Annotated in this window: 27 protein-coding genes, 1 tRNA gene and 2 pseudogenes; 12 read left to right on the forward strand and 18 right to left on the reverse strand. The window is 66.8% G+C overall.

All coding sequences use genetic code 11. The annotated features are described in order from the left end of the window. A complete protein-coding gene (locus VYJ16_RS21450; protein ID WP_336352363.1) occupies positions 1 to 1,605 on the forward strand; it encodes an L-aspartate oxidase in 1,605 nt (534 codons plus the stop codon). A gap of 46 nt (positions 1,606 to 1,651) precedes the next feature. Continuing rightward, positions 1,652 to 2,482, forward strand: coding sequence for a carboxylating nicotinate-nucleotide diphosphorylase (gene nadC, locus VYJ16_RS21455; protein WP_336352364.1), 831 nt, complete (start codon positions 1,652 to 1,654; stop codon positions 2,480 to 2,482). 117 nt (positions 2,483 to 2,599) lie between these two features. Here the strand turns inward: nadC and VYJ16_RS21460 are convergent, their stop codons facing one another. The 4 genes from VYJ16_RS21460 to gpmI all read right to left on the reverse strand — a co-directional run bounded on the left by VYJ16_RS21460 (position 2,600) and on the right by gpmI (position 6,357). Next, positions 2,600 to 3,037 (reverse strand): methylated-DNA--[protein]-cysteine S-methyltransferase, encoded by a 438-nt coding sequence (locus VYJ16_RS21460; RefSeq protein ID WP_336352365.1) that lies wholly within the window; start codon positions 3,035 to 3,037, stop codon positions 2,600 to 2,602. A 141-nt stretch (positions 3,038 to 3,178) separates the two neighbouring features. Continuing rightward, positions 3,179 to 3,967, reverse strand: coding sequence for a hypothetical protein (locus tag VYJ16_RS21465; protein WP_336352366.1), 789 nt, complete (start codon positions 3,965 to 3,967; stop codon positions 3,179 to 3,181). Between the two features lie 87 nt (positions 3,968 to 4,054). Continuing rightward, positions 4,055 to 4,678, reverse strand: coding sequence for a ferredoxin Fer (gene fer, locus VYJ16_RS21470; protein ID WP_336352367.1), 624 nt, complete (start codon positions 4,676 to 4,678; stop codon positions 4,055 to 4,057). A gap of 128 nt (positions 4,679 to 4,806) precedes the next feature. Then, on the reverse strand, positions 4,807 to 6,357 hold the full coding sequence (gpmI, locus tag VYJ16_RS21475; protein WP_336352368.1) for a 2,3-bisphosphoglycerate-independent phosphoglycerate mutase: 1,551 nt from the start codon (positions 6,355 to 6,357) through the stop codon (positions 4,807 to 4,809). A 631-nt stretch (positions 6,358 to 6,988) separates the two neighbouring features. On the opposite strand from gpmI, the gene VYJ16_RS21480 reads away from it, so the two are divergent. From VYJ16_RS21480 to VYJ16_RS21515, 7 genes and pseudogenes are all read left to right on the forward strand, one after another. Beyond that, complete coding sequence (locus tag VYJ16_RS21480) at positions 6,989 to 7,636, forward strand: adenylate kinase (protein ID WP_336352369.1); 648 nt, start codon at positions 6,989 to 6,991, stop codon at positions 7,634 to 7,636. Positions 7,637 to 7,727: 91 nt separating this feature from the next. Next, positions 7,728 to 8,643 (forward strand): annotated as a pseudogene (locus VYJ16_RS22225) (DUF106 domain-containing protein). A 72-nt stretch (positions 8,644 to 8,715) separates the two neighbouring features. Next, positions 8,716 to 8,847 (forward strand): annotated as a pseudogene (locus tag VYJ16_RS21495) ((d)CMP kinase); the annotation flags it as partial. Between the two features lie 152 nt (positions 8,848 to 8,999). Continuing rightward, on the forward strand, positions 9,000 to 9,920 hold the full coding sequence (locus tag VYJ16_RS21500) for a DUF106 domain-containing protein (RefSeq protein ID WP_336352371.1): 921 nt from the start codon (positions 9,000 to 9,002) through the stop codon (positions 9,918 to 9,920). Between the two features lie 72 nt (positions 9,921 to 9,992). Then, on the forward strand, positions 9,993 to 10,580 hold the full coding sequence (gene cmk / locus VYJ16_RS21505) for a (d)CMP kinase (protein WP_336352372.1): 588 nt from the start codon (positions 9,993 to 9,995) through the stop codon (positions 10,578 to 10,580). After that, the gene (locus VYJ16_RS21510) at positions 10,580 to 11,503 is read left to right on the forward strand and encodes an RNA-guided pseudouridylation complex pseudouridine synthase subunit Cbf5 (RefSeq protein ID WP_336352373.1); all 924 of its coding nucleotides are present in this window, start codon (positions 10,580 to 10,582) and stop codon (positions 11,501 to 11,503) included. The genes cmk and VYJ16_RS21510 overlap by 1 nt, the downstream gene beginning before the upstream one ends. Positions 11,504 to 11,569: 66 nt before the next feature. Then, positions 11,570 to 11,640: transfer RNA gene (locus VYJ16_RS21515), tRNA-Pro, on the forward strand. A gap of 144 nt (positions 11,641 to 11,784) precedes the next feature. Here VYJ16_RS21515 and VYJ16_RS21520 read toward each other — a convergent pair. The 6 genes from VYJ16_RS21520 to VYJ16_RS21545 all read right to left on the reverse strand — a co-directional run bounded on the left by VYJ16_RS21520 (position 11,785) and on the right by VYJ16_RS21545 (position 15,033). Then, positions 11,785 to 12,075, reverse strand: a complete 291-nt coding sequence (locus tag VYJ16_RS21520) for a DUF8023 family protein (protein ID WP_336352374.1) — start codon at positions 12,073 to 12,075, stop codon at positions 11,785 to 11,787. A 102-nt stretch (positions 12,076 to 12,177) separates the two neighbouring features. Continuing rightward, positions 12,178 to 12,642, reverse strand: a complete 465-nt coding sequence (locus VYJ16_RS21525) for a type IV pilin domain-containing protein (protein WP_464379846.1) — start codon at positions 12,640 to 12,642, stop codon at positions 12,178 to 12,180. Between the two features lie 21 nt (positions 12,643 to 12,663). Next, positions 12,664 to 13,155: a type IV pilin N-terminal domain-containing protein gene (locus VYJ16_RS21530; protein WP_336352376.1), complete on the reverse strand. Its 492-nt coding sequence runs from the start codon at positions 13,153 to 13,155 to the stop codon at positions 12,664 to 12,666. Beyond that, on the reverse strand, positions 13,156 to 13,584 hold the full coding sequence (locus VYJ16_RS21535) for a type IV pilin N-terminal domain-containing protein (protein WP_336352377.1): 429 nt from the start codon (positions 13,582 to 13,584) through the stop codon (positions 13,156 to 13,158). It abuts the gene before it with no gap. Positions 13,585 to 13,612: 28 nt separating this feature from the next. Further along, complete coding sequence (locus tag VYJ16_RS21540) at positions 13,613 to 13,996, reverse strand: type IV pilin N-terminal domain-containing protein (protein ID WP_336352378.1); 384 nt, start codon at positions 13,994 to 13,996, stop codon at positions 13,613 to 13,615. A gap of 545 nt (positions 13,997 to 14,541) precedes the next feature. Then, positions 14,542 to 15,033, reverse strand: a complete 492-nt coding sequence (locus VYJ16_RS21545; RefSeq protein WP_336352379.1) for a hypothetical protein — start codon at positions 15,031 to 15,033, stop codon at positions 14,542 to 14,544. A gap of 204 nt (positions 15,034 to 15,237) precedes the next feature. Here VYJ16_RS21545 and VYJ16_RS21550 point away from each other — a divergent pair, with 204 nt between their 5' ends. From VYJ16_RS21550 to VYJ16_RS21560, 3 genes are all read left to right on the forward strand, one after another. After that, positions 15,238 to 15,933 (forward strand): DUF7504 family protein, encoded by a 696-nt coding sequence (locus tag VYJ16_RS21550; protein WP_336352380.1) that lies wholly within the window; start codon positions 15,238 to 15,240, stop codon positions 15,931 to 15,933. A gap of 207 nt (positions 15,934 to 16,140) precedes the next feature. Further along, positions 16,141 to 16,659, forward strand: coding sequence for a universal stress protein (locus VYJ16_RS21555; RefSeq protein ID WP_336352381.1), 519 nt, complete (start codon positions 16,141 to 16,143; stop codon positions 16,657 to 16,659). Continuing rightward, positions 16,656 to 18,890: an amino acid permease gene (locus VYJ16_RS21560; protein ID WP_336352382.1), complete on the forward strand. Its 2,235-nt coding sequence runs from the start codon at positions 16,656 to 16,658 to the stop codon at positions 18,888 to 18,890. Before VYJ16_RS21555 ends, VYJ16_RS21560 begins: the two co-directional genes overlap by 4 nt. A gap of 145 nt (positions 18,891 to 19,035) precedes the next feature. Here the strand turns inward: VYJ16_RS21560 and VYJ16_RS21565 are convergent, their stop codons facing one another. From VYJ16_RS21565 to VYJ16_RS21600, 8 genes are all read right to left on the reverse strand, one after another. After that, a complete protein-coding gene (locus tag VYJ16_RS21565; protein ID WP_336352383.1) occupies positions 19,036 to 19,179 on the reverse strand; it encodes a hypothetical protein in 144 nt (47 codons plus the stop codon). A 340-nt stretch (positions 19,180 to 19,519) separates the two neighbouring features. After that, positions 19,520 to 21,007, reverse strand: coding sequence for a preprotein translocase subunit SecY (gene secY, locus VYJ16_RS21570; RefSeq protein WP_336352384.1), 1,488 nt, complete (start codon positions 21,005 to 21,007; stop codon positions 19,520 to 19,522). 3 nt (positions 21,008 to 21,010) lie between these two features. Continuing rightward, on the reverse strand, positions 21,011 to 21,502 hold the full coding sequence (locus VYJ16_RS21575) for an uL15m family ribosomal protein (protein WP_336352385.1): 492 nt from the start codon (positions 21,500 to 21,502) through the stop codon (positions 21,011 to 21,013). 2 nt (positions 21,503 to 21,504) lie between these two features. Next, on the reverse strand, positions 21,505 to 21,969 hold the full coding sequence (gene rpmD / locus VYJ16_RS21580) for a 50S ribosomal protein L30 (RefSeq protein WP_227133690.1): 465 nt from the start codon (positions 21,967 to 21,969) through the stop codon (positions 21,505 to 21,507). Next, positions 21,966 to 22,622 carry a 30S ribosomal protein S5 gene (locus VYJ16_RS21585; protein ID WP_336352386.1) on the reverse strand — a complete coding sequence of 219 codons (657 nt, stop codon included), beginning with the start codon at positions 22,620 to 22,622 and terminating at the stop codon, positions 21,966 to 21,968. Before VYJ16_RS21585 ends, rpmD begins: the two co-directional genes overlap by 4 nt. Continuing rightward, entirely contained in the window at positions 22,619 to 23,170 is a 552-nt protein-coding gene (locus VYJ16_RS21590) for a 50S ribosomal protein L18 (protein ID WP_336352387.1), read from the reverse strand. The genes VYJ16_RS21585 and VYJ16_RS21590 overlap by 4 nt, the downstream gene beginning before the upstream one ends. Continuing rightward, positions 23,170 to 23,619: a 50S ribosomal protein L19e gene (locus VYJ16_RS21595; protein WP_336352388.1), complete on the reverse strand. Its 450-nt coding sequence runs from the start codon at positions 23,617 to 23,619 to the stop codon at positions 23,170 to 23,172. Before VYJ16_RS21595 ends, VYJ16_RS21590 begins: the two co-directional genes overlap by 1 nt. Then, positions 23,612 to 24,319, reverse strand: a complete 708-nt coding sequence (locus VYJ16_RS21600) for a 50S ribosomal protein L32e (protein ID WP_336352389.1) — start codon at positions 24,317 to 24,319, stop codon at positions 23,612 to 23,614. Before VYJ16_RS21600 ends, VYJ16_RS21595 begins: the two co-directional genes overlap by 8 nt. Positions 24,320 to 24,321 lie beyond the last annotated feature (2 nt).

Here is a 24,321-nt window from a genome sequence, read left to right on the forward strand (position 1 = left end):
ATGCGTGACGCATCCGGTCCGCGGGTCGCGGACGTGCTCGTCGTCGGCTCCGGTATCGCGGGGTGTGCGGCGGCGCTCGCGGCGGCCCGGGACGGCGCGGACGTCCTGCTCGTGACGAAAGCCCAGAAGCCCGCCGACGCGAGTTCGGACTGGGCGCAGGGCGGTATCGCGACGACGCGCGGCCGCCCGGAATCGCTGAAGGCGGACGTCGTGGCGGCGAGCGCGGGGACCGCGGACGAGGAGGCGGTGGACGTGCTCGTCGAGGAGGCGTCGGCGGCGGTGACGGACGTCCTCGTCGACACCCTGAACGTCCCGTTCGACACCGACGCCGAGGGCAGCGGGTTGGACTTCGCTCGCGAGGCCGCGCACAGCGAGAATCGAATCCTGCACGTGGACGCGGCGACCGGCCAGCACGTCCTCCGGCCGTTCCTCTCGCATCTCGCGGACGTCGAGAACGTCGAGCTACTGGAGGACACCGCGGCGCTCGACCTCGTCACCGACGAGGGGCGCGTCCACGGCGCGGTCCTGGACCGGCAGGCGAGCGCGCCCGAGGACGCGTTCGACGCGGACGGACTCGCGCCGCGTGCCCCCGAGGGCGAAGCGGTGTACGCGGACGCGACGGTGCTCGCGACCGGCGGTATCGGCGACTGCTTCGAGACGTCGACGAACCCGGCGGGGTCGACGGGCGACGGTATCGCGATGGCGGCGCTCGCGGGCGCCGACGTCGCGGACATGGAGTACGTGCAGTTCCACCCGACCGCGTACGACGGCGAGGACTCGTTCCTGCTCTCGGAGGCGGTCCGCGGCGAGGGCGCGCACCTCGTGAACGGCGACGGGGAACGGTTCATGCCCGACTATCACGCGGACGCGGAGCTCGCGCCGCGGGACGTCGTCGCGCGAGCGGTCGCAGCGGAACGCGAGGCGACCGGTGAGGTCCGGTTGGACGTCTCCCCGCTCGCGGAGCCGTTCGAGGAGGCGTTCCCCGGACTCGCCGCGAAGTGCGACGAGCGCGAGGTCGACTGGGAGTCCGGGATTCCGGTGACGCCCTGCGAGCACTTCCTCTGTGGTGGCGTGGCCGTCGACCACGACGGACGCGCGACCCTCGACCGCCTGTACGCGGTCGGGGAGTGCGCGCGGACCGGCGTCCACGGCGCGAACCGGCTCGCCTCGACGAGCCTGCTGGAGGGCCTCGTCTGGGGGTTGCGCGCGGGCCAGGACGCGGTCGCCCGCGACGCGCTCGACCGCGACGCGCTCGTCGTCGAGGGGCCGTCGTACCGGAACAGCGACCCGGCGCTCCCCGAGCGCTTCGCCGCGGACAAGTTCCGGCGGCTCCGGCGCGTGATGAGCGAGCACGTCGGCCTCCGGCGGAACGCCGCCGACCTGGGGCGCGCGCAAGCGGCGCTCCGTCGACTCAAAGGCGAGGTGGACGCGTACGTCCGTACGCGGACGGCGCGAGACCTGTTCGAGCTGCGGAACGCGAGCGTCGTCGCGCTCCTGGTCGCGAAGGCCGCCGCGGAGAACCCCGAGAGCGTCGGCTGTCACTACGTCGTCGACGGCGAGGAGTCGACGGACGACCAGGAGGCGCCGACGCCGGAGGCCGAATGATGCGACCGGGACGACGACGGGAGAGACGACGGCGGGAGGGTCGGCGATGATAACGGACGCGGACGTCGAACGGTGGCTGCGCGAGGACGTCGGCCATCACGACGTGACGAACGACGTCTCAGGCGAGACGACGGGGCGGCTCGTCGCGAAGGAGGCTGGCGTCGCGGCGGGACTCGCGGCCGCCGAGGCGGTGTTCGGGTACCTCGGCGTGGACGTCACGGAGCGCGTCGACGACGGCGACCGGGTCGCTGCGGGCGACGTGGTGCTGCGGACGTCGGGGGCGGCGCGCGAGACGCTACGCGCCGAGCGCGTCGCGGTGAACGTCGCGGGGCACGCGTCGGGCGTGGCGACGAAGACGCGTCGCGCGGTCGACACCGCCCGCGAGTTCAGCGACGACGTCGCTATCGTAGCGACTCGGAAGACGACACCAGGGCTGCGTGGGGTCGAGAAGCGCGCGGTCGTCGCCGGCGGTGGCGACACGCACCGCCTGGACCTCTCGCACATGGTGATGGTGAAGGACAACCACGTCGCCGAGATGGGGCTCGAGGACGCTGTCGCACACTTCCGCGAGCGAGCGTCGTTCGCGACGAAGATAGAGGTGGAAGCGGAGACGCGCGAGGAGGCCGTGCGCGCGGTCGACGCGGGCGCGGACGTCGTCCTCCTCGACAACATGGACCCGGAGACGACCGCGTCGGTCGCGGCGGCTGTCCGCGACGCCGCCGTCGCCGGCGGCCGCGAGGTCGTCGTCGAGGCCTCCGGCGGCATCACCGTCGGCGACGTCCCCGCGTACGCCGACGCCGGCGTCGACGTCGTCTCCATGGGGAGCCTCACGCACTCCGCGCGCAGCCTCGACTACTCGTTCCGTACCGGCGACTGAACGCGCTCGCGAGTCGACGTCGCCGGCGGCTGGCGTATCTGAGGTCGGCGTCGCCGGGGGCCGGCGTCAGAGGGGGTCGGCGTCGCCGGGGTCTGCGTCGCCCAGGTCGGCGTTCCGTCAGTCGCGTCCGGGGAGCGTCGACTGTCGCGTGCCGTCGTCGCCCTCGACGTTCCTGGTTTCGTGCTCGAGGAGCCGGCGCTTCGTGTCGACGCCGTCGCCGCCGGAGTATCCGCGGAGGCCGCCGTCGCTCGCGACGACGCGATGGCAGGGGACGACCACGGGGACGGGGTTGCGCGCGCAGGCGCCACCGACGGCGACCGCGCTCGTGTCGAGGTCGCGTGCGAGGGCGCCGTACGTTCGCGTCTCGTCGTAGGGGATTTCGGTCATCGCGCGCATCACGTCGCCCGTGAAGTCGTCGGGGTAGGCGACGGCGACGTCGAACGTGCGGCGCTCGCCACGCGCGTACTCGCGGAGTTCGCGGCGGAGGGCGTCGGGCGGGGCGTCGACGAACGCGTCGTCGATCCGGACGGTGGCGTCGAAGAGCGAGAAGTCCATGGGGTTCGGGTGGTCGACGGACGGTTCGGTCGACGGTCGCTTAAGCCCTCGCGTGCACGACCCGTGACGCGTGGCCGGCGGCCGCTCGGCGTCGAGGCGACGCGCCCGGCGTCGTCGGGGCTGGCAGCCGGGTCGCGGGGACTACAGTTCGCGCTGGAGTGCAACGATGACGCCGACGACCGCGCCGACGACGACCGCAGCGACGAGGAGCGCAACGACCGAGAGCGGGTCCGTCGGGACGCCCGGGAGCGTCGGGACGCTCGGGAGACCGCCACCGCCGCCACCACCGCCACCGCCGGTTCCGCCGGCGAGGAGGTCGAGGACCGCGTCGACGCCGCCCCGGGAGAGCGCCCGCCCGAGGAAGTCGACGAGGACGATGCCCACCGACCCCAGTATCGCCCAGTTCACGTACTCGCGTATCTCGGCGACGCGCGCATCGTCGATACCGTCGCCGACTGCGTCGTACCCGTAGTCGACGCCCGTCGGCGAGTCCTCGGCGAACAAGAGCTGCCAGGCGACCCGCGCGGCGGGCCCGCTCGTCGCGGCCTTCGCGAGCATCGCGACGACGACGAGCCCGAGCGTGACGAGCGCGCCGTCGTCCCACCAGATGTCCCGTACCTGGTTCGGGTTCCGGAGCGTCACGTACACCGTGCCCGTGAGGCCGGCGAGCGGGAGGCTCGCGAGCCACCACACCTGGAAGACGAACCCGCTGAGGCCGCGTGGCTCGAACAGCCACGTCGCCGCGGCGACGAGCGCGAACGCGACGAAGAGGTTCCTGACGCGCCCGCGGACGACCTCGAGGTGACGGCTCTGCTCCCATCGCTCGATGACCGACGACGCGACGGAGACGACGCGCTCGCGGTCGAAGCTCCCGTCCGGCCCCGTCAGCGAGTCGTCCTCGCCCTCGGCACCAGTCCAATCTCGGGACACGCCCGACCGTTCTCTCGCCGACGTATTCGGCTTTCCGGTGTCAGAAACGAAATGCGAACTGGTCGACGCTGCCGCGATAACGGTCGGTCAGCTCGGTCGCGGCGGCAGGAGGTGCTCCTCGAGCTCGGGGAGGTCCTTGACGTTGAACACGACCTGCATGTCGCTCGTCGCTGGCGTCCCGATACAGGAGAGCAGGATCCCGCGCTCGGTGAGCTCCTCGGGGAGCACGTGGTCGTGGAAGACGTCCATCTCGCCGGAGACGACCGCGACAGCGCAGTTCGCGCACGCACCACCGCGACACGAGAACGGCCAGTCGAAGCCGGCGTCCTCGGCGGCTTCGAGCACGCTGTCGTCGCCCTCGACGACGAACGTCCCGTGCGTAGCGTCGTCGAACCGGACGCGGTTGGCCTTCTCGAAGAGGTCGTCGTCGTCGAGACTCCAGCCTTGCTCGACGATGGCGTCGTAGTCGAGGTACTCGACGACGGACTCGGTACGAGCGAGGGTCTCGCCCTCCTCGTCGGCCGCGACCTCGTCCCAGTCGCGGCCGCCGCCAGCGGACAGCTCCTCGTAGGCGGCCTTGACGAGTCGGAACTGGCGGCGCGTCCCGCCCTGGTCGGGATGGGTCTCCTTCGCGCGCTGTCGATAGGCGCGACGGATCTCGTCCTCCCCCGCGTCCCGGTCGACCCCCAGCACGTCGAACGGACTCTGCACACGCCCTCTAGCAACAGGAATCAAATAAACTCCCGCACTGCGGCGTGATTCGCGGTATCACGCCACACGCTCCGGGGCGGGTCGCGGGCCGCACTCAGCCGCGGGCCGCGCTCGATAGCGCGCCGCAGTCAGTCGTCGACGACGAGCAGCGACTCGCCGGTCATCGCGGCCGGTTTCGGGACGTCCGCGAGGTGCAGGAGCGTCGGCGCGACGTCGCAGAGCGACCCGTCCTCGCGGACGCGAACGCCGCCGTCGGTGCCGTCCGCGTCGACGAAGACGAACGGGACGTCGTTGTACGTGTGCGCCGTGTGTGGATCTTCCTCCGTCCCCATGTCGTCGGCGTTCCCGTGGTCCGCGGTCACGACGAGGTCGCCGCCAGCGGCCTGGACGGCTTCCGCGAGCCGCCCGAGCTGGGTGTCGACGGCCTCCACGGCCTCCACGGCGGCCCGATAGTCGCCCGTGTGGCCGACCATGTCCGGGTTCGCGTAGTTCAACACGAGGACGTCCGGGTCGTCGCGCTCGATACGCGCGATAGCCGCGTCCGTGAGCGCTCGGGCGCTCATCGCGGGCGTCTCGTCGTACGTCGGGACGTCCGGGCTCTCGATTATCTCCCGGCTCTCGCCGTCGAACGCGCCCTCGCGGCCGCCGTTCAGGAAGTACGTGACGTGCGCGTACTTCTCGGATTCGGCCATCCGCAACTGGGTCTTCCCGGCGTCGGCGAGCACCTCCCCGAAGACGTCCTCGGGGTACGTCGGCGGGTACGCGACCGGGACGTCGAACTCCTCGTCGTACTCCGTCATCGTCACCAGTCGGAGCTTCGGCGCCTCCGGCCACTCGACGTCGGACTCGGCGACGGAGTCGTCCGCGGGCGGGTCGTTCGCGAGCATCCTGGTGAGCTGGCGCGCGCGGTCCGCGCGGAAGTTGAAGAACACGACCGCGTCCCCCGACTCCAGGCCGTCGTGGTCGCCGACCGTCGTCGGCTCCACGAACTCGTCGGTGTCGCCGCGCTCGTAACTCGCCTCGGCCGCCTCGACCGCCGACGCGGCGTGATGGTCGGCCTCTCGATCGACGATGGCGTCGTACGCCGCCTTCGTGCGCTCCCAGTTCCGGTCGCGGTCCATCCCGTAGTAGCGGCCCGTCACCGACGCCACGTCCCCAGTACCGTGGTCGTCGACGACCGCCTCGAGGTCCGCGAGGAATCCCGCACCCGACTCGGGCGCGGTGTCGCGACCGTCCGTGAACGCGTGCGTCACCGCGTCCACGCCCCGGTCGGCCGCCATCTCCACGAGCGCGTGCAGGTGCGCCTGACTCGAGTGCACGCCACCGTCGCTCACGAGCCCCACGAAGTGCACGCGTCCGCCCGTGTCCGCGGCGTACTCGAACGCCGACGCCAAGCCGTCGTTCTCGAAGAACGACCCGTCCTCGATGGCGTCACTGATGCGCGTGTACTCCTGCCGGACGACGCGTCCCGCGCCGATGTTCAGATGCCCGACCTCCGAGTTCCCCATCTGGCCGTCCGGCAGCCCGACGCGCCGCCCCGACACCGAGAGCCGACCGCGCGCGCCCTGTCGACTCAACCGGTCGAACACCGGCGTATGCGCCGCCTCGACCGCATCCCGGTGGTCCCCCGGGTCGTCGTTCAATCCCCAACCGTCGAGCACGACGAGTGAAACGTCCATACGCCACGCGTCGCGCGCCGGTCACAAGTACCGTTCGCCTCCAACCTTTTTTGTGCGGAGGGTCGCCTCGCCCTTCGGGCGCTCCGGCGACCCCCACTTGAAAAAACGTTGATGGAAAAAGGCCGAGCGACTCGATCGCTTCGCTCGCTCGCGCTCGGTGGGTATCCTGGACGACACAGCGACCGCGGCCGCGACCGCACCGTAGCGTCAGTATCTCGCTCGATTCCGTCGCCGTCCTCGCCTCCGCGTGGCGGGCCGCCGCGATTGGGTTTACATGTTCTGTAAACCTCGTCGGGTTCGAGTCACGGACGGTGCCCCGTCCTGGACGCAGCGTCCCGCGCCACGCCCTCCCCAGCCGACTCCCGCTCGATAGACTCGCGGGAACCTCCCACGGTATCGACGCAGCCGCGCTCGCCGAAGCGAGCGCGACTGCGACACCGCGCGCCAACCGGTCGCCGAACGCTCACGTCGGGCTCGCATCGGTGTCGCATCGGTCTCGCGTCGGTCTCGCGTCGGATGCTCGCGTCGGATGCTCGGGTCGGGCTCGAATGGGGTTGCAAGGAGCGGAAAGCCCCGGTAACATCGAGCGCGTTTCTACAACGATTTAAACCCGGCCCGTGACGTCCCGTGTATGAGCAACCCGCACGTACTCATCCTCGGCGCACCGGGCGCAGGCAAAGGCACGCAGTCCGCACGCATCGCCGACGCGTTCGACGTCGAGCACGTCACCACGGGCGACGCGCTCCGCGCGAACAAGGACATGGACATCAGCGACATGGATACCGAGTACGACACGCCCCGCGAGTACATGGAAGCCGGCGACCTCGTCCCCGACGCCGTCGTCAACGCCATCGTCGAGGAAGCGCTCTCGACCGCCGACGGCTACGTCCTCGACGGCTACCCGCGGAACCTCGAACAGGCCAAAGAACTCGAGGACATGACCGAGCTCGACGTCATCCTCCACCTCGACGTGTCCCGCGACGAACTCGTCGACCGCCTCACCGGCCGCCGCGTCTGCGACGACTGCGGAACGAACTACCACGTCGAGTTCGACCAGCCCGAAGTCGAGGGCGTCTGCGACGACTGCGGCGGCGACCTCGTGCAGCGCGACGACGACACCGAAGAAGCCGTCCAGAACCGCCTCGACGTCTTCGACGACAACACCCAGCCCGTCATCGACCACTACAGCGACCGCGACGACTTCGTCGCCGTCGACGGCGAACGCGCCCCCGACGCCGTCTGGGACGACGTCGAAGCCGCCATCGAATCGAACGCCTGACCGCGACCATCGGCGGTCGCCCGGTCCGGTGGGGCGTTCCGGGAGACCCAGAGTAAAAGCTTCTTTACCGGGCATCGCTTAGGGCCTGCAAATGGCGCGTACCGCGGAGAAGGCGGCGACGCTCGCGAACGAGAGCGCGGAGATGCGCGACGCGCTCGAGACCGTTCGCAGCGTCGCAGACGAGAACGACGGCGTGGTCCGCTGGACGGACGTGAAAGACGACATCTCGTCCGGCCAGTGGGGTCGCCTCCTCGAGAAGGACATCCTCGTCGACGGCGACGACGGCTTCGAGTTCGCCGACGCCGACGCCGTCGCGGACGTCCTCGACGGGAACGGCGACGACGACCACGAGATAGAGGACATCCCCGAGGTCGAGGACTCCGGCTCCAGCTGGAAGACTCGCGACAAGGCAGCCGGCGTCCTCACGCTCGTCCTCATGGCCGGGTACTACTTCGATCCGGTCTGTCGTCGGTGGCGTCGTCGACCTCGTCCTCGGGCCACTGGACGCCGCGCTCCCGTTCTACGCGGTCATCCTCAGCATCTCGCTCGTGACCGGCCTGTACTCGTCGGTCCTTCAGGCGAACATGGTCGACCAGGACAAGGTCGCGGCGTACCAGGAGAAGTTCCAGGCGCTCCAGGAGCGCGAGCAGGAGGCGAAGGAACGCGGCGACGACGCGGCCGTCGACCGCATCCAGGAGGAACGCATGGACGCGATGGGCGACCAGATGAACATGATGAAAGAGAACTTCCGCCCGATGGCGTGGATCACGCTCCTCACCATCCCCGCGTTCCTCTGGATGTACTGGATGATCGGGACGCGCGGCGGCGCCGGCCACCTCCAGGGCCTCGAGCAGACCGTCGTGATGCCGTTCGCGGGCGAGGTGACGTGGCAGAACGGTAGCATCGGCCCGATTCCGGCGTGGATCGCGTTCTACTTCCTGTGCTCGATGGGGTTCACACAGGTGATGCGGAAGGCGCTCGACCTCGACACCCCGACGCCGTCCTGAGACAGGGCAGCGTTCCCGCCAGCGGTCGCGACAAGTCGCAATTCCTTCTACCGCGACGGCCGGAGGACGCACATAGCAATCACGGTCTCCGGACCGCCGGGTAGCGCCAAGAGCACCGGCGCGCCGGCGCTCGCCGACGAACGCGGGGACACGCCCCTCGAGTTCGACACGCTCGCCGAGGAGGACGACCAGATCGACCGCGACCCCGAGTCTCCCGCGAGGACTTCGTCGCCGTCGACGGCGAACGCGCGCCCGACGCCCCCTACTCGCAGTCCATCTCAGGCCGCGGTGGAGAGTAAATCAGGCCGCGGTGGAGAGTAAAAGCTTCTTTACCGGGCATCGCTTAGGGCCTGGAAATGGCGCGTACCGCGGAGAAGGCGGCGACACTGGCGAACGAGAGCGCGGAGATGCGCGACGCGCTCGAGACCGTTCGCAGCGTCGCCGACGAGAACGACGGCGTGGTCCGCTGGACGGACGTGAAAGACGACATCTCGTCCGGCCAGTGGGGTCGCCTCCTCGAGAAGGACATCCTCGTCGACGGCGACGACGGCTTCGAGTTCGCCGACGCCGACGCTGTCGCAGACGTCCTCGACGGGAACGGCGACGACGACTACGAGATGGAGGACATCCCCGAGGTCGAGGACTCCGGCTCCAGCTGGAAGACTCGCGACAAGGCAGCCGGCGTCCTCACGCTCGTCCTCATGTCCGGGTACTACTTCGATCCGATAATGCAGATCGTCGGTGGTGCATTCGACCTCGTCCTCGGGCCACTGGACGCCGCGCTCCCGTTCTACGCGGTCATCCTCAGCATCTCGCTCGTGACCGGCCTGTACTCGTCAGTCCTCCAGGCGAACATGGTCGACCAGGACAAGGTCGCGGCGTACCAGGAGAAGTTCCAGGCGCTCCAGGAGCGCGAGAAGGAAGCCAAAGAGCGGGACGACGACGCGGCCGTCGACCGCATCCAGGAGGAACGCATGGACGCGATGGGCGACCAGATGAACATGATGAAAGAGAACTTCCGCCCGATGGCGTGGATCACGCTCCTCACCATCCCCGCGTTCCTCTGGATGGCCTGGATGATCGGGATTCGCGGTTCCGCCGGCCACCTCCAGGGCCTCGAGCAGACCGTCGTGATGCCGTTCGCGGGCGAAGTGTCGTGGCAGAACGGTAGCATCGGCCCGCTCCCCGCGTGGATCGCGTTCTACTTCCTGTGCTCGATGGGGTTCCAGCAAGTGATGCGGAAGGCGCTCGACCTCGACACCCCGACGCCGTCCTGAGACAGGGCGGCGTTCCCGCCAACGGTCGCGACAAGTCACAATTCCTTTTACCGCGACGGCCGGAGGATGCATATGTTAATCACGGTCTCCGGCCCGCCGGGCAGCGGGAAGAGCACGGCCGCGCCCGCGTTGGCCGACGCGTTCGACCTCGAACACATCTCCGGTGGCGACATCTTCCGCGACCTCGCCGACGAACGCGGCTACACGCCACTCGAGTTCAACAAGCTCGCCGAGGAGAACGACCAGATCGACCGCGACCTCGACGCGCGCCTCCAGAAGATCGCTCGCGAGCGCGAGGACGTCGTGCTGGAATCGCGACTCGCCGGCTGGCTCGCCGGCGACCACGCCGACTTCAGGTTCTGGCTTGACGCGCCCGTCTCCGTGCGCGGTGCCCGTATCGCCGACCGCGAAGGGAAGGACCCCGAGGCCGCCGCCGAGGAGACCGCGGCGCGCGAATCCAGCGAAGCGAAACGCTACATGGAGTACTACGGCATCGATATCGAGGACCGCTCGATCTACGACCTGTCGATGAACACCGCGCGCTGGGGCGAGGACGCGATGGTCGACCTGCTCGTCGACGCCGTCGAAGCGTACGACCAGACGGCGGACGAAGGCATGGAGCCCGTCGACCTGACCGTCGACCTCGCCGTCGAGGGCTGATGCTTCGGTCCGCACCAGCCGACCGGACGCCCGCCGAACTCCTCGCGTTCGGCGTCGTGAACCTCGACAAACCCCCGGGGCCGAGCGCGCACCAGGTCGCCGCGTGGGTGCGCGACGCCGCCAGCGACGCGCTCGAAGACGCACAGGCCGCGGGGCGTGCTCGCGAGGACCTCTCGGTCGACGGTGCGGCGCACGCCGGGACGCTCGACCCGAAGGTCACGGGCTGCCTCCCGATGCTCACCGGCGACGCGACCCGCGTCGCGCAAGCGTTCGGCGAAGGCGAGAAGGAGTACGTGAGCGTCCTGGAACTCCACGCGGACGCCCCGAGCGACCTGGAAGCCGTCGTCGCCGAGTTCGAAGGCGAGATATACCAGAAGCCGCCGCGGAAGTCCGCGGTCTCCCGCCGGCTCCGCACCCGCGAGATCTTCGAGCTGGACGTCCTCGAGGTCGAGCAGCGTCGCGCACTCCTGCGCATCCGCTGCGAGCCCGGGACGTATATCCGAAAGCTCTGTCACGACGTCGGGCTCGCCGCCGGCACCGGCGCGCACATGGGACACCTCCGGCGGACCGCGACCACGCCGTTCGACGACACCACGCTCGTCACCCTCCACGACCTCGTCGACGCCATCCACGACTGGCTCGACGACGGCGACGACGCCCCGCTCCGCGACGTCCTCCAGCCCGCCGAACGCGCACTCGAACACCTCCCCACGGTGACCATCGCACCGAGCGCCGCCGAAGCCGTCGCCGACGGCGCCCCCATCTACGCCCCCGGCGTCATCGACGCCCCCAACCCCGACGACGTCGACGGCATCGTCGCCGCCTACACCCCGAACGACGCCGTCGTCGCCCTCGGCCGCCTCACCGGCGACCCACGTGCAGAGAGCGGCGAAGTCGTCACCCTCGAGCGCGTGCTCGTCTAGCAAACCACGAGCAGGCGCACCCGAAACGACACCCTTAAACACGAACCGACCAATCGTCTGAATACAGGGACCGTGGGGTAGTGGTATCCTCTGCGGATGGGGTCCGTAGGACCCGAGTTCGACTCTCGGCGGTCCCACTTTTCGCGACGCCAAACGAGGAGCGTAGCGACGAGTGCGCGCGTCGCGAAAATGGGAGCAGGGAGCGAGCGCAGCGAGCGACCGTGGTCCCACGTGTCGTTCCATCGCTCTCCAACGACGGAGAGTACGGTCACCAGCGTCGCTCAAACGTCCGATTCCGGGAGTGAAGGCCTCTTGTTCTGCGGGTCGTCGCCGTCGGAGATCATCCCGATCCAGTCGCCGAGCGCGACCTCGTTCGTGATGGAGATCCAGACGGCGCCGGCAACGACGAGGAGTGCCGCCCACGTCACGCCGGTCGAGCCCAGCGAGAACGCGGTGTCGCTGCGGCTGAACCCGTAGATGCTGATGGTTCCGATCTCGGTCAGGCCGATTGCACCGAGGACGATGGCCGCGACGCCGGGAGCGTCCTCGGAATCGAATTCGCCAGTAGTCATGTGCTACAGGCTTCACGACCAGAAACCAGCGTAAAAACCTCTCACCGAGAGCAGAACCGCGACCGTCGCCTGGGATTGTCGGTTAGGATAGGTAGAGAACGGTCAGTTGAGCGTCCCAGACCCGAGAACCTGCGACTTCTGGCCGTTGTTCCAGATGACCTTCACAGTGTCGTCGGACTGGAAGATATCGCTGGAGTCTTCCTGTAGTCCGAGGGTATCCCCAGATTGAATCTCGTCTCCACTCCACGTCTTACCGCCGTAGGGGGAGACATCAGTCGTCGTGCCGTCAGCCCATAGCTCGGTGCCGTCTTGGTGGACCACAGTGACGAACCGCGACTTGACGCTGTCGCCACCGACTATCGTGATGTCGACCGTGTCATCGCTCCCAACCGTGCCCCATTTCACTTCAACCGACGCTGATGGTGTTTCTTTCGTCGACTCTTCCGCCAGTCCAAGCGCGAACGTTCCCACCGCCGCTGCGAGGATAACCGTCACCGCCACCATCAAAACGACACCGATGGTCGATGACACTGCATTCTCGTCCGTAAGTATTCTACTGACTTGCATAAAAAAATCGCAGCCCGTTTGTTAGGGCAGCTCTCCTTCAGCGATGATCTGCGAGCTGTCGCTTTGCTGCGAGCTCCAGACCACCGTGATGCTATCGTCACTTTCCCAAGTATCACTGGGAGTGTTCGTTGACGGGTCGCTCAGAGTGTAGGAACTACCAGCGGTCCATGGATCAGAGGGCGAACTCACACTAACACCAGCCGCAGGTCCGTTGCTAGTCGTCGCATCATTGCCCTCAATGTTCACCGTGAGCGTACCGGTGGGAATCGAGTCACCACCATCGTGGCTAATCGTCACGGATTCATCGTCACCGCTGTCACCGAACCCTGACGTTGAGCCACCATCGTACTCGAATGATATGCTGGCTTGTGGCACCTGCTCTTGACTGCCGCCGATACCGAGCACGAACGCGCCGATCACGGCTGCGAGGATGACCGTAATCGCAACCATCAGGATGACCCCAATGACCGGGGACACCGCGTCTTCGTCAGTGAAGAGGTTCTTAATATTCATTTATGCACCATACTCGAATTCGCCAAGCACGGACGTCTTGTCCGACTGCTGGCTGCTCCAGACGAGCGACACCGAGTCTCCATCAGTACAACTCGTCGCGACTTCCAAAGTGCTACCTGCACTCCACTCGCTGCCGTAGGTACTACCGTCGTCTACGTCGCTACCGTCGGTGCAACTTCCGGAGTAAGCCGCATCCATCGTCCCAGAGCTAATCGGGTCTCCGCCTTCGTGGGTTGCTTCGACAACACCACTGGTACTCGTCTGCGAGAATGAGATACTCGCCTGCGGCACCTTTTCTTGACTGCCGCCGATACCGAGCACGAACGCGCCGATCACGGCTGCGAGGATGACTGTAATCGCGACCATCAGGATGACCCCGATGACCGGCGACACGGCGTCCTCGTCCGCGAAGAGGTTCTTCAGTTGCATTGTTTAGATGTCGTTTCAGTTGCATTGTTTAGATGTCGTGTTCTCCGATGACTGAGCTGGAATCCGAGGACGGGGAGTTCCAGACGATGGTAATGGAGTCACTCGCCGATCCAGTAGTGTACGTGTCACCAGCGGAGATGTCCGCGGACCAGTCGCCGTCGTCGCTACCGTCGACCTTGATATCAAGGGCAGTCGTAATCGTGTCCCCACCTTCGTGAGTTATCGTATAGGCGTTACCGGAGGTGCCCTCGAACGAGAAGCTGGCCTGCGGGACCTGTTCTTGGCTACCACCGATGCCGAGGACGAACGCGCCGATCACGGCTGCGAGGATGACTGTAATCGCGACCATCAGGATGACCCCGATGACCGGCGACACGGCGTCCTCGTCCGCGAAGAGGTTCTTCAGTTGCATTGTTGTAGTTTCCCACACCGGCTGACGGTTCACCCACCGTGCCGATGTTACCATTCAGATTAGAAGCGACTTACTTAATCCCACCGGCCATCAGTTCAGATTCCACTCTGTCAAGTGTGTCTGGAATTTGGTATAGGTCGGATTTCCCGCGTTCAATGGCGGCTTGAAGACCGTTCAAAACCGGCCACGTATTGTGTTTTTCCCAATCAATGATCGCACGCCAAGACACCCTATAAAATTCTGATACTAATATGGCGTTCTAAACTTGTAGGACAACATTTATATACGATTTGTAGTCGGCAGCCGCGAAACGTGGAGTGCGCGCCGGCCGCGCAGCCACGGTGTGGGTTGAGGGATGCCTCCCTCATCGAAGTGAAAACACCGTGCGCTTATACCCCTTACCGCCGATTCCTCCACCGAATCCAGGCGCTGAGCGAAGCTCGCGTAATCACGACCTACGGCCGCACGACCAGTTCCCTCACGTGCGAGGGCGAGAACGAGGGCGAGAGCGAAGAGGTGGTGTCAGCGAGTGACCGCGGGAAGCGTCAGGCGCGGCCGTTGAGCGGGCAGATGAAGAAGTTCGGTGGGCCGAAGTTCGGGCGGCCTTTGGTGACGTCGACGTAGTCGGCGTCGAGAACGTCCGATTCGCGGGTGAGGGGTGCGTCGGCGTTGAACGCGTCGACGTCGGTTACCTCTGCGCTGTAGTGGACCCACTGGCCGCCGTTCCAGTCGCGATCGCCAGGCGCGGATTCGGAGACGAACGGCGACAGTTGCGCGTCGTCCGCGTCCATGTTCTCGACGGTCGGCTGCTCGCCGTCGTGCAGGAAGTAGATCGCGTCGCTCGGGGACGGTTCGCTGTCGAGCACTTTCACGACGTTCGTGCGGTACAGGACGTCGTTCGCGTACACGCGACCGACGCTACGGCCGTTCCCGCGTTCGCTGCCCTTCCCGGGGTTGGCGAGCGCGGTCGAGGCGGCGGTCGTTGCGGCGAGGGCCGCAATCGTCTGAAGGACGCGACGTCGCGTTAGGCGTGTCATAGGTAGCGTTCTCCGGAGGGAGATGTCCGGCTTCGAGGACGCCGAGTGAGGGATTATTCGTTTTGCGAACTCCGTGTAAACTCCCCGTAGAGTCCGTCTAGAATCAAGAACGAACCCGGCCAGCGACCGGATTCTGAAGTGAAGTGCCGTCAACGTTAAGCCCTAGAAAACGAGAATTCGAGTGATGCGAACGGGTGGAATCACGTGTCCGACCGAAAGAACGTAGCGAGCGCCATCCCGGATGGGAGTCTCGCCGGTGCCGGGAGCGTCCTCGTCGCGGGGACGTCGAAGGACGTGCTCCGGGGAGTACCGACGGGACTGCTCGACCGCGCCGCGAACGACGGTGACGGCGTGGTCGCGGTGACGACCGACCTCGAACCGCGGACGCTCGTCGACCGCATCGAGCGGCGCGTCTCGGGCATCGCTCGCGACGACGTGGCGGTCGTGGACGCGCGACCACAGGGCGAAGCGGTACGCGCGAACCCGCGGCCGCTACACTGGCGCGTGCGGTCGCCGATGGACCTCACGGGCACGAGTCAAGCGGTCCACGAGTGCCTGTCGACGCTGTTCGACCGCGGCGTGTCGACGCGGCACGTCGTGTTCGATTCGCTGTCGCGGCTCGTCCTCGGCGGGGACGTCGAGACGGTCGCGCGGTTCACGCACCAGTTGCTCGTGCTCGGGGACGCACCCGATGCACTCGGCGTCTATCCGATGTACACGAACACGACCGACGAGAGCGATCTCGCCCAGCTCGCGCATCTGTTCGGGGGGCGAGTCGACGTCCGACGTCGCGGCGGCCGACGAGAGCTCCGCTGTCGAGGCATCACCGACACGCCCCAGGAGTGGACGGCCGTCGAGTCGACCATGCCAGACCGCATCGGTGACGTCCGCGTGCGGTGACACGGACGAGTTACTTCGAAGTGCAGAACTCCCGGCAGGCGTGGTCCTGAGAGCGAAGTATTACGTAGCGGGACGCGCAAGCAGGCGTATGTCACGATTCACTGGAAGCGGCCGCTGTCGGGAGCGGGCCGCGTCCGTCCCTCGCCACGGTCGTTGCGACGACGAACCGACGGTCGCCACGTCGACGCCAGACGGCGGTGGTGGCGGATGAGGGACCTGCTCGCGTACCCGCTCGTGCCGGTGGCGAGCGAGGCGGACGCGGAGGCGACGCTCCACGCGCTCCTGCCGCGGCTCGACGCCGGCGCGACCATCGTCGTCTGTCACGTCATCGAGAAGTCCGGTGGGGGGGTCGACAAGGCAAGTGTGGAGCAACGCGAGGACCGCGCTCGAGAGATCTTCGACCACGTCGAAGCGCACTGTCGCGCCGCGGACGTCAGCGTCGAGACCCGCATCGACTACGGGACCGACGTCGCCGACACCGTGTTCGCCGCGGCCGCCGACATCGACGCGTCCTCGGTCGTGTTCACGCCCCGCGAGGGGTCGCGGTGGCTCCAGTTCCTCACCGGCGACACCACGCACGACCTCGTCACCGAGAACGACCGTCCCGTCGTCGTCCTCCCCGACGAAGCCGACGACGACGGTAGCGACGTCGACGCGACCGACGCGACCGATACAACCGACGCGACCGACGCGACCGATACAACCGACGCGGAGGGCGAACAGTGACCGACGAGGACCTCGCGAAGGACCTCGGCCCGCTCGCCGCACTCACCATCGGCGTCGGGACGATGATCGGCGCCGGTATCTTCGTCCTCCCGGGGGACGCCATCTCGCAGGCAGGGAGTCTCGCCGGTGGCGCGTTCGTCCTCGGTGGCGTCATCGCGCTGTTCACCGCGCTCTCCGCGAGCGAACTCGGCACCGCGATGCCGCGGTCGGGCGGCGCGTACTTCTACGTGAACCGCGCCCTCGGCCCCCTGTTCGGGTCCGTCGCCGGCTGGTCGAACTGGCTCGGGCTCGCGTTCGCGAGCGCGTTCTACATGGTCGGGTTCGGCGAGTACATCCGGAACATCTTCGGGCTCGCCACCGGGTACGCACTCCTCGGCGTCACCATCCCGACCGTGAAGACGATGGCGTTCGGCGGTGCAGCGCTGTTCATCACCGTGAACTACGTCGGTGCGAAGGAGACCGGGCGCCTCCAGAACGTCATCGTCGTCATCCTCCTCGGTATCCTCACCGTCTTCACCGCACTCGGCATCATGAACGCGCAACCGGCGAACCTCCCCGAGTCCAAGGGCGTGGACGCGATGCTCTCCACGACCGGCCTCATCTTCGTCTCCTACCTCGGGTTCGTCCAGATCACGAGCGTCGCCGAAGAGATCAAGGACCCCGACAAGAACCTGCCGCGCGCGGTCATCGGGAGCGTCCTCATCGTCACGACCGTGTACGCGCTCGTTCTCGTCGTCATGAGCGCCGCCGTCCCCGACGGCTTCATCGCGGGCCTGGACCCCGACAAGATCGCGGTCGTCGAGGTCGGCCGCCAGATACAGGGCGGGGTCGTCGCCGGCGCCCTCCTACTGGGTGGCCTGCTCGCCACCGCATCCAGCGCGAACGCGAGCATCCTCGCGTCCTCCCGCATCAACTTCGCGATGGGACGCGACCGCATCGTCACCCCGGACCTGAACGAGATCCACGAGCGCTTCGGGACGCCGTACCGCGCCATCGGGATCACGGGCGCACTCATCCTCGTCTTCATCCTCGTCGCCCCCATCAACACGCTCGCCGAACTCGGGAGCGTCCTCCACCTCGTCATCTACGGCCTCCTGAACCTCGCACTCATCGTGATGCGCGAAGCGAACGTCGAGGACTACGACCCCTCGTTCACCGTTCCGTTCTACCCGTTCACGCCCATCCTCGGCGCTCTCCTCTCGTTCGCACTCATCATCTACATCTCGCCGTTCGTCCGCTGGCTCGGCCTCGGCGTCGTCGCGTTCGCCGCCGGCTGGTACCTCCTCTACGCCCGCAGTCGAACGACCCAGGCTGGCGAACTCGCCGACTGGATCCTCTCGCGGAGCGACGAGATGCCCGACAGCGCCGTCGCCGCCGCCGAATCCGTCGCACCCGACGGCGGCCAGTACCGCGTGATGGTACCCTTGGCGAACCCGAAACACGAGAAGGACCTCATCACGCTCGCGAGCGCACTCGCCAAACAGAACGACGGCACCGTCATCGCAACCCACATCGTGACCGTCCCCGACCAGACGACGCTCGAGCACGCTCGCGACAACGTCGACGCGCTCGACGGCACGAACGACGAACTGCTCGCCGCCGCCCGCGAGGACGCCGAGACGTTCGGCGTGGACGTCGAGACGCACACCATCATCTCGCATCGCGCGTTCGAAGAAGTGTTCGACGCCGCCCGCACGTACAACGCCGACGTCTGCGTGATGGGCTGGGGGCCGCACTCGCACGGCCGCGCCGAATCACGCGTCGACGAACTGACGAGCGACGTCCCCTGTGACTTCCTCGTCCTCAAGGACCGCGGGTTCGACCCGGACCACCTCCTCGTCCCGACCGCCGGCGGTCCCGACAGCGACCTCTCCGCCGCCGTCGCACGCGACCTCCGCTCCGAATACGGCTCCACGGTCGAACTCCTGTACGTCCGCGACGACGACGAGAGCCGGGACGACGCCGGCGAGTTCCTCGCGGACTGGGCGGTCGACCACGACCTGAAGGACGCCGAGTTCACTATCGAAGAGGGCGACGTCGAGGAAGCCATCGAACGCCGCGCTCGCGACGCCACCATGCTCCTCGTCGGCGCGACCGAACGCGGCCTCATCAGTCGCCTCGTCGGCGGCACGCTCGTCATGGACGTCGTCGACGACGTCGACTGCTCGGTGCTGCTCGCCGAGAAGAAACGCCGCCGCACGCTCAAGGAACGCCTCTTCGGGAACGAATGACCGCACCGGCCTCGTCGACGTAGACGCCCGCGTCCGGAACGCGTTCTTCGATCACTACCCTGGTCCTTCACCCGGAATCAGCCAGGGATGACTCTCGCACGCTCGAGTGCGGGCCCCTGGACTCGTCAGTACACGGTCGACTGCATCAGCGAGAGCGTTTCACGACGAGATCGACGTGGACCTCGTCGAAACCCGTCATCGCGCACACGTACACCACCGCCTCGCGCACGCTCGATGCGTGCTTCAGGAACCGAGACCATCCAACGACACCGAACGCGTCGTCGAGCACGTGAAACACGGCAACGGAACCACCGCCCGAATACCGCACACGGCAGCCATCACTCCCGCACGCACCCCAACAGCAACGATCGACCTCGCGAGCGTACCACCCCGCGCCCGCGACGAACGCGGACCCCACGACTCCCATCAACGAGCGGACCACACGACCCACCATCAACGAGCGGACCACACGACACCAAAGACGACCCAGACAACACACCTCCCACGTCGAGAGCACCGTGTCCGACGCCCGCACCGACACACACCGACCGCCACACTCGATCCACGACGAACCCTTCACGCGTCGCTACCGAACCACTATAGAACGGAAAGAGAGGAGAGAACCGCAGTCAGTCGCCGAACATCTGGCGCATCATCGGGTGCATCTCCATGAGTTGCTCCTCGGCGATCTCCTCGTACAGCTTGTACGTGATGGAGACCGCGAGCAGCAGCCCAGTTCCGGAGACACCACCGATGGTACCGAGCATGTTCGCCATGACCGCCAGCAATCCGACGAGGGCACCACCGATGACGGTCACGTGCGGGATGTACCGCTCCATGACCTTCTCGATGACACCGACGTTCTGACGGAACCCGGGAATCTGCATCCCGGAGTTCTGGATCTGCTTCGCGGTCGACCGCGGACCCATGTCGGCGGTCTCCACCCAGAAGATGGCGAAGATCGCACCGCCGATGATCATGAACGTCAGGTCGACCGTGACCCGAGTCACGACCTGCCAGATCTCCTGGCTCGGACCGCTCGCCAGCCACCACATCCAGTCAGTCGGCTGGCGGATCGGCGCCATGTAGTAGAACAACCCGCCGACCGGGCTGTTCGGGCCCTGAGCCGTCTGCGAGTACAACCCGAGCCACGGCATCTGCACGCCGAGGATCTCGATGACCACTCGCCCATCCGCTGTCGGCGACCCAGCCTGCGAGACGATGATACGCCCGAGGAACTGGAGGTTCGCCTGCAGCGCGCGAACGAGGATCATCGGCAGGACGCTCGCGTAGATGAGCTTCACGGGGAACCGACCACGTGCACCCTTCACGCGAGCGTGACTCAGCGGAATCTCGATCCGGACCGACTCCGCGTACACGACGATCACGAAGATCGCGAGCGTCGTGATGAGCGCGATGACCTGGCCCTGCGAACCGAGGACGTTGTCCACCGACAGCGCCGTGTCACCGAGCACCATCCCCGCCCAGTTGAACACCAGGCCGTTCCGCGGCCCGATGATACCCGTGACGAGACTCTCGGAAACACCTGCGACGATGAACAACCCGATACCGGACCCGACACCCCACTTCGAGATGACCTCGTCCATGAACAGGATGAGGAGGCCACCCACGAAGATCTGGGCGAACAACAGCCCCTGGACACCGGCGATACCGATACCGAGCTGTTGCGCGAGCGCCTGATCCGCGGGCAAGAACCCGCTGAGGACCATCGGTAGCCCCGTCAAGACGATCATGAACACGACGAGGAGTTTCTGGAGGCCCTGATAGAGCACCTGATCACGCGGATCGTCCGTGTCCAACCCGAGGAGGTTCGCACCCCCGAGCAACTGCAGGACGATGCTCGCCGTGACGATCGGTCCGATACCGAGATGCAGGACCGTGAACTGGCCGCCCGCGAGGATCGCGCGGAACTGCCCGAACAGGTCCTGGCCACCGCCAGCCGGCAGCCCCCAGAGGGGAACGCTCGTGAGGAAGAAGTACAACACGAGCACGCCACCGGTCCACATCAGTTTGCGCTTGAACGGCACGTGACCCTCCGGTCGCTCGACCGTGGGCATCCGCGTGAGTACCGGTTCCGCAGCCTCCTTCCATCCCATAGATTACTCCTCGTCGTCGTCCGATCCCTGAGTGTCTTCCGATTCGGCGAGCGCCTCGCCGCGCTCGGAGAGCTCCGCACTGCCACCGGCTTCCTCGATGAGGCCGCGAGCGCTCGCCGAGAACGCGTCCGCAGTCACGTGCAGTTCGTTCCGAACCTGCCCGTTCCCGAGGACCTTCACCGCGTCAGCCTCCCACGCGTCCTCGACGACGTCGCGCGCGTCGATGACGTACGCGTCGCCGTCCTTCTCGGCGTCGCCCTCAGCAGCGTACAGGACCGCGTCCTCGTCGAGCTTCTGCACCGAGATCTCGACGACGTCGTCCTGCGCGTCCTGCGGCCGCTTGAAGCCGTGTTTGCCGATCGGCTCGTAGTTGTGGAACTCGTGCTTCGTCCGTCCTGCGCGACCACGCCCACCACGGTGCCCGGCACCACGCCGGTTCTTGTGTGTGCCGCCACCGTGCGTGCGCGAGCCACGCTGTCTACGTTTCTTACTCATGGTTATCGCATCGCCTTGAGGAGCCCGTCGATATCACCCGTAGAGTGCTTGCCGATCTGGCCGCTCTCCTGGGTGGGGTGCTTGATGCCGTCGTGGCCCTTCCGGGGCGGGTGCAGGCGCAGGCACGGTGCCAGGCCCTGCTCGCGGAGCGTCGTCTCCTCCGCGATCAACGCCGCCGCAAGACCCTCGAAGTCCTCGAAGTCCGTGTGCTCGGCGAGGTACTCGCCGTCCACGTCAGCGTCGCCCTCGAGCGGTTCCGCGCGCTTCGAGAGGACCGTCGCGAGGACGTCCTCGCTGGGTTCGCCCATCGCCACGTAGTCGTTGACCTTCGTCAACATCCCCGTGTAGCTGTCCGTCTCCGGAACCAGCGCACAGTGATTGACCTCGTGGACGTTCAGCATCTCCAGCGTGTCCTTGATGTCGCCAGCCATGTCGACCTCACCGCGGAGCTGCACGACGGCCTTCATTGTTCGACCTCCCCCGCACCCTCGGACTGCCCGCGCGTGCGAGCACCACGAGACTGCGAAGCGTTCTGGAGCGCGTTGAACGTCGCCTTCGCCAGGTTCACCGTCGTCCGCGTGTTCCCGTAGGACTTCGTCCACGCGTCCTCCACGCCAGCGAGCTCCAGGACGTTCCGAACCGTCTCACTCGCCGCGAGCCCGAGCCCGAGCGGCGCCGGAATGAGTTCGACCTCGACCGAACCCGCCTTCCCGCTCGTCTTGTGCGTGAGCGAGTGCGGCTTCGTCGAACGGTCCTCCCACGACCCGGAGCCACGAGGCACGTCGATGATGTTCAGCTTCGCGATGTCGATGGCCTTCTGGATGGCAGCACCGACCTGGTCGTCACGACCCTCGGCGTACCCGACGTACCCGTCGCGGTTGCCGATGGCGACGACACAGCGGAACTTCACCCGTCGCCCGGAGTCGGTCATGCGCTGGACCATGTTGATGTCCAGCACTTCGTCGTCCAGCCCCGGCAGGAGCTGGTCGACGACCTCGGCCTCCTTCAGCGGAAGCCCGGAATTGAGGGCCTGCTCCATCGTCTCGATGTCGCCCTCCTGCACCTTCTTACCGAGGCGAGTGACGGGTTCCCAGCCGTCGTTGTAGTTGTCGTTACTCATTGTTCCATGAGGGTTTCCCGCACTTCGTCGAAGTGCTCGGGAAGAGCTGTTGCGTCGAACTCGCCCTGATAGAGCGGTTCGTCGAGCTGTTCTGCGTACTCGGCGATGTGCTCACCGCGGTTCCGCGGCCACTCCGCGAGCACCGCGTCGTTGTGAGGGATGTCCAGGCCCGCGTCGATCGCGCCCTCCTGGATGGCGAACACCTTACTACCGGGCGTCGCCGTGTTCAGACCGATGTCGAGGACCGCCTCCTCGAGACCAGCCTCGACCGCGCGCTGCCCAGCCAGAAGGCCGGTCAGGTACGCAGCCGGAAGGTTCCCCGTCGGAGCCTCCCATCCAAATTCTTCGAGATCGCTCGAGTGTGCAGCCGCGAGCGTGTCGTCACCGTCCGGACCAGGGAGCACCAGCTGCGCCGTGACGTGCCGGTTGCTCTTTCGAGCGACCAGGCGCGGCTTCCCGGATTTCAGGAGGCGCAACCTCTGATGGTAGTCCGTACGGACCTCGCGGCGACGTCGCATCGGAACCTTGTATCGTGGTCCTGTCGCCATTATTCGTCACCGTAGTTGTTGTCGATATAGTTCAGCAGGTACTGGACGCTCCGGAACTCCCCACCACGAGCCTTGTTGTAGAGCTCGCGGTACTGCGAACGGTCGATCTCGCCGTTCCCGCGGAGTTCGTTGAGCTTCTTTCGCTGCGCGCGAATGCGCTTCTCCCACGCATCCTTCGAGTTCTCGCGAGCACCGGCCTTCCCCTTGCGGGAGCCCGGGCCCTTCTGGTGGCCGTACGCGCGCTTCGCTTTGCGCTCGCGCGACCGACCCTTCGAGATACCCTTCTTCTCCTCTGCTCGAATCGTGCCGTCGTCGACGAGCTCGCGGATGTCCTCGCGCGTGATCGCTTCCGCGATCTCGCCCTGCTGGTCGGGGTCGAACCAGACGCGGCTCTTCCCGACGTCGAGGACGTCCGCAGCCAGTCGCTTCTGTGCGGACAGATCACTCATCGGAATCGACCTCCACTTCGACGTAGGTCGGATTCAGGACGCGGATCTCGGCGTCCTCCGCGTGCTCTTCGATGCGCTCGCGTTTGCGAGCACCGACCGCGGACGCGATACGGACCGCTTCCGTGTCACCGTCGACGCCCTCGAGGTCGTCCACGTTGTGCACGCGAACCTCCTCGAAGCCGGACGGATGCTTGCCGCGCACCGCCTTCGGCGTCCGGAAGCCAGCCTGCACCTTGTCGCCCTTGCCCTTCACACCACGTCGCTGCTTGGACAGCTGCCCGCGCGGCTTCCGCCACGAGGTCGGCGTCCGCTTCTTCTTGTGGTAATCCTGGCGGTTGAACTGCGGCTTGCCGACGCGACGACGCTGCTCGAGGAGGCGCTCCTCCTCGTCGGAAAGCGACGGCGTCTTCTCGGTCAAGCCACGCGGCTGGAGTTCGGTCTCGACGTCCTCCTCGGCCTCCTCGGCCTCGGACTCGTCGTCCTCGATCTCCGCCTCGGTGTCCTCGCTAACCTCGAGGTCACCGACGTCAGCCTTGATACGCGCAGCGAGCGCGTTCCCGACGCCGTCGACCTCCGCGAGCTCGGACTGGGACGCCGCCTTGATGTCCTCGACGGACTCGTAGCCAGCGTCCTCGAGCGCGTCGGCCTTCGACGGCCCGACACCGCTGATGTCTTCGAGATTCTCGGGTTCGTCAGCCATCT

Origin of the sequence: Halorubellus litoreus, assembly GCF_037081675.1 — an archaeon.
Taxonomy (GTDB): Archaea; Halobacteriota; Halobacteria; order Halobacteriales; family Natrialbaceae; genus Halorubellus; species Halorubellus litoreus.

Coding starts and splice junctions, on each gene's coding strand:
- VYJ16_RS21500 (WP_336352371.1), top strand. CDS start 9,000: ATGGCGCGTACCGCGGAGAAGGCGGCGACACTGGCGAACGAGAGCGCG.
- VYJ16_RS21585 (WP_336352386.1), bottom strand. CDS start 22,622: ATGAGTAACGACAACTACAACGACGGCTGGGAACCCGTCACTCGCCTC.
- VYJ16_RS21460 (WP_336352365.1), bottom strand. CDS start 3,037: ATGGACTTCTCGCTCTTCGACGCCACCGTCCGGATCGACGACGCGTTC.
- VYJ16_RS21575 (WP_336352385.1), bottom strand. CDS start 21,502: ATGAGTAAGAAACGTAGACAGCGTGGCTCGCGCACGCACGGTGGCGGC.
- VYJ16_RS21545 (WP_336352379.1), bottom strand. CDS start 15,033: ATGACACGCCTAACGCGACGTCGCGTCCTTCAGACGATTGCGGCCCTC.
- rpmD (WP_227133690.1), bottom strand. CDS start 21,969: ATGAAGGCCGTCGTGCAGCTCCGCGGTGAGGTCGACATGGCTGGCGAC.
- secY (WP_336352384.1), bottom strand. CDS start 21,007: ATGGGATGGAAGGAGGCTGCGGAACCGGTACTCACGCGGATGCCCACG.
- VYJ16_RS21450 (WP_336352363.1), top strand. CDS start 1: ATGCGTGACGCATCCGGTCCGCGGGTCGCGGACGTGCTCGTCGTCGGC.
- VYJ16_RS21595 (WP_336352388.1), bottom strand. CDS start 23,619: ATGAGTGATCTGTCCGCACAGAAGCGACTGGCTGCGGACGTCCTCGAC.
- cmk (WP_336352372.1), top strand. CDS start 9,993: ATGTTAATCACGGTCTCCGGCCCGCCGGGCAGCGGGAAGAGCACGGCC.
- VYJ16_RS21510 (WP_336352373.1), top strand. CDS start 10,580: ATGCTTCGGTCCGCACCAGCCGACCGGACGCCCGCCGAACTCCTCGCG.
- VYJ16_RS21540 (WP_336352378.1), bottom strand. CDS start 13,996: ATGCAACTGAAGAACCTCTTCGCGGACGAGGACGCCGTGTCGCCGGTC.
- VYJ16_RS21555 (WP_336352381.1), top strand. CDS start 16,141: ATGAGGGACCTGCTCGCGTACCCGCTCGTGCCGGTGGCGAGCGAGGCG.
- nadC (WP_336352364.1), top strand. CDS start 1,652: ATGATAACGGACGCGGACGTCGAACGGTGGCTGCGCGAGGACGTCGGC.
- VYJ16_RS21525 (WP_464379846.1), bottom strand. CDS start 12,642: ATGCAAGTCAGTAGAATACTTACGGACGAGAATGCAGTGTCATCGACC.
- VYJ16_RS21600 (WP_336352389.1), bottom strand. CDS start 24,319: ATGGCTGACGAACCCGAGAATCTCGAAGACATCAGCGGTGTCGGGCCG.
- VYJ16_RS21530 (WP_336352376.1), bottom strand. CDS start 13,155: ATGAATATTAAGAACCTCTTCACTGACGAAGACGCGGTGTCCCCGGTC.
- VYJ16_RS21590 (WP_336352387.1), bottom strand. CDS start 23,170: ATGGCGACAGGACCACGATACAAGGTTCCGATGCGACGTCGCCGCGAG.
- VYJ16_RS21520 (WP_336352374.1), bottom strand. CDS start 12,075: ATGACTACTGGCGAATTCGATTCCGAGGACGCTCCCGGCGTCGCGGCC.
- gpmI (WP_336352368.1), bottom strand. CDS start 6,357: ATGGACGTTTCACTCGTCGTGCTCGACGGTTGGGGATTGAACGACGAC.
- VYJ16_RS21480 (WP_336352369.1), top strand. CDS start 6,989: ATGAGCAACCCGCACGTACTCATCCTCGGCGCACCGGGCGCAGGCAAA.
- VYJ16_RS21535 (WP_336352377.1), bottom strand. CDS start 13,584: ATGCAACTGAAGAACCTCTTCGCGGACGAGGACGCCGTGTCGCCGGTC.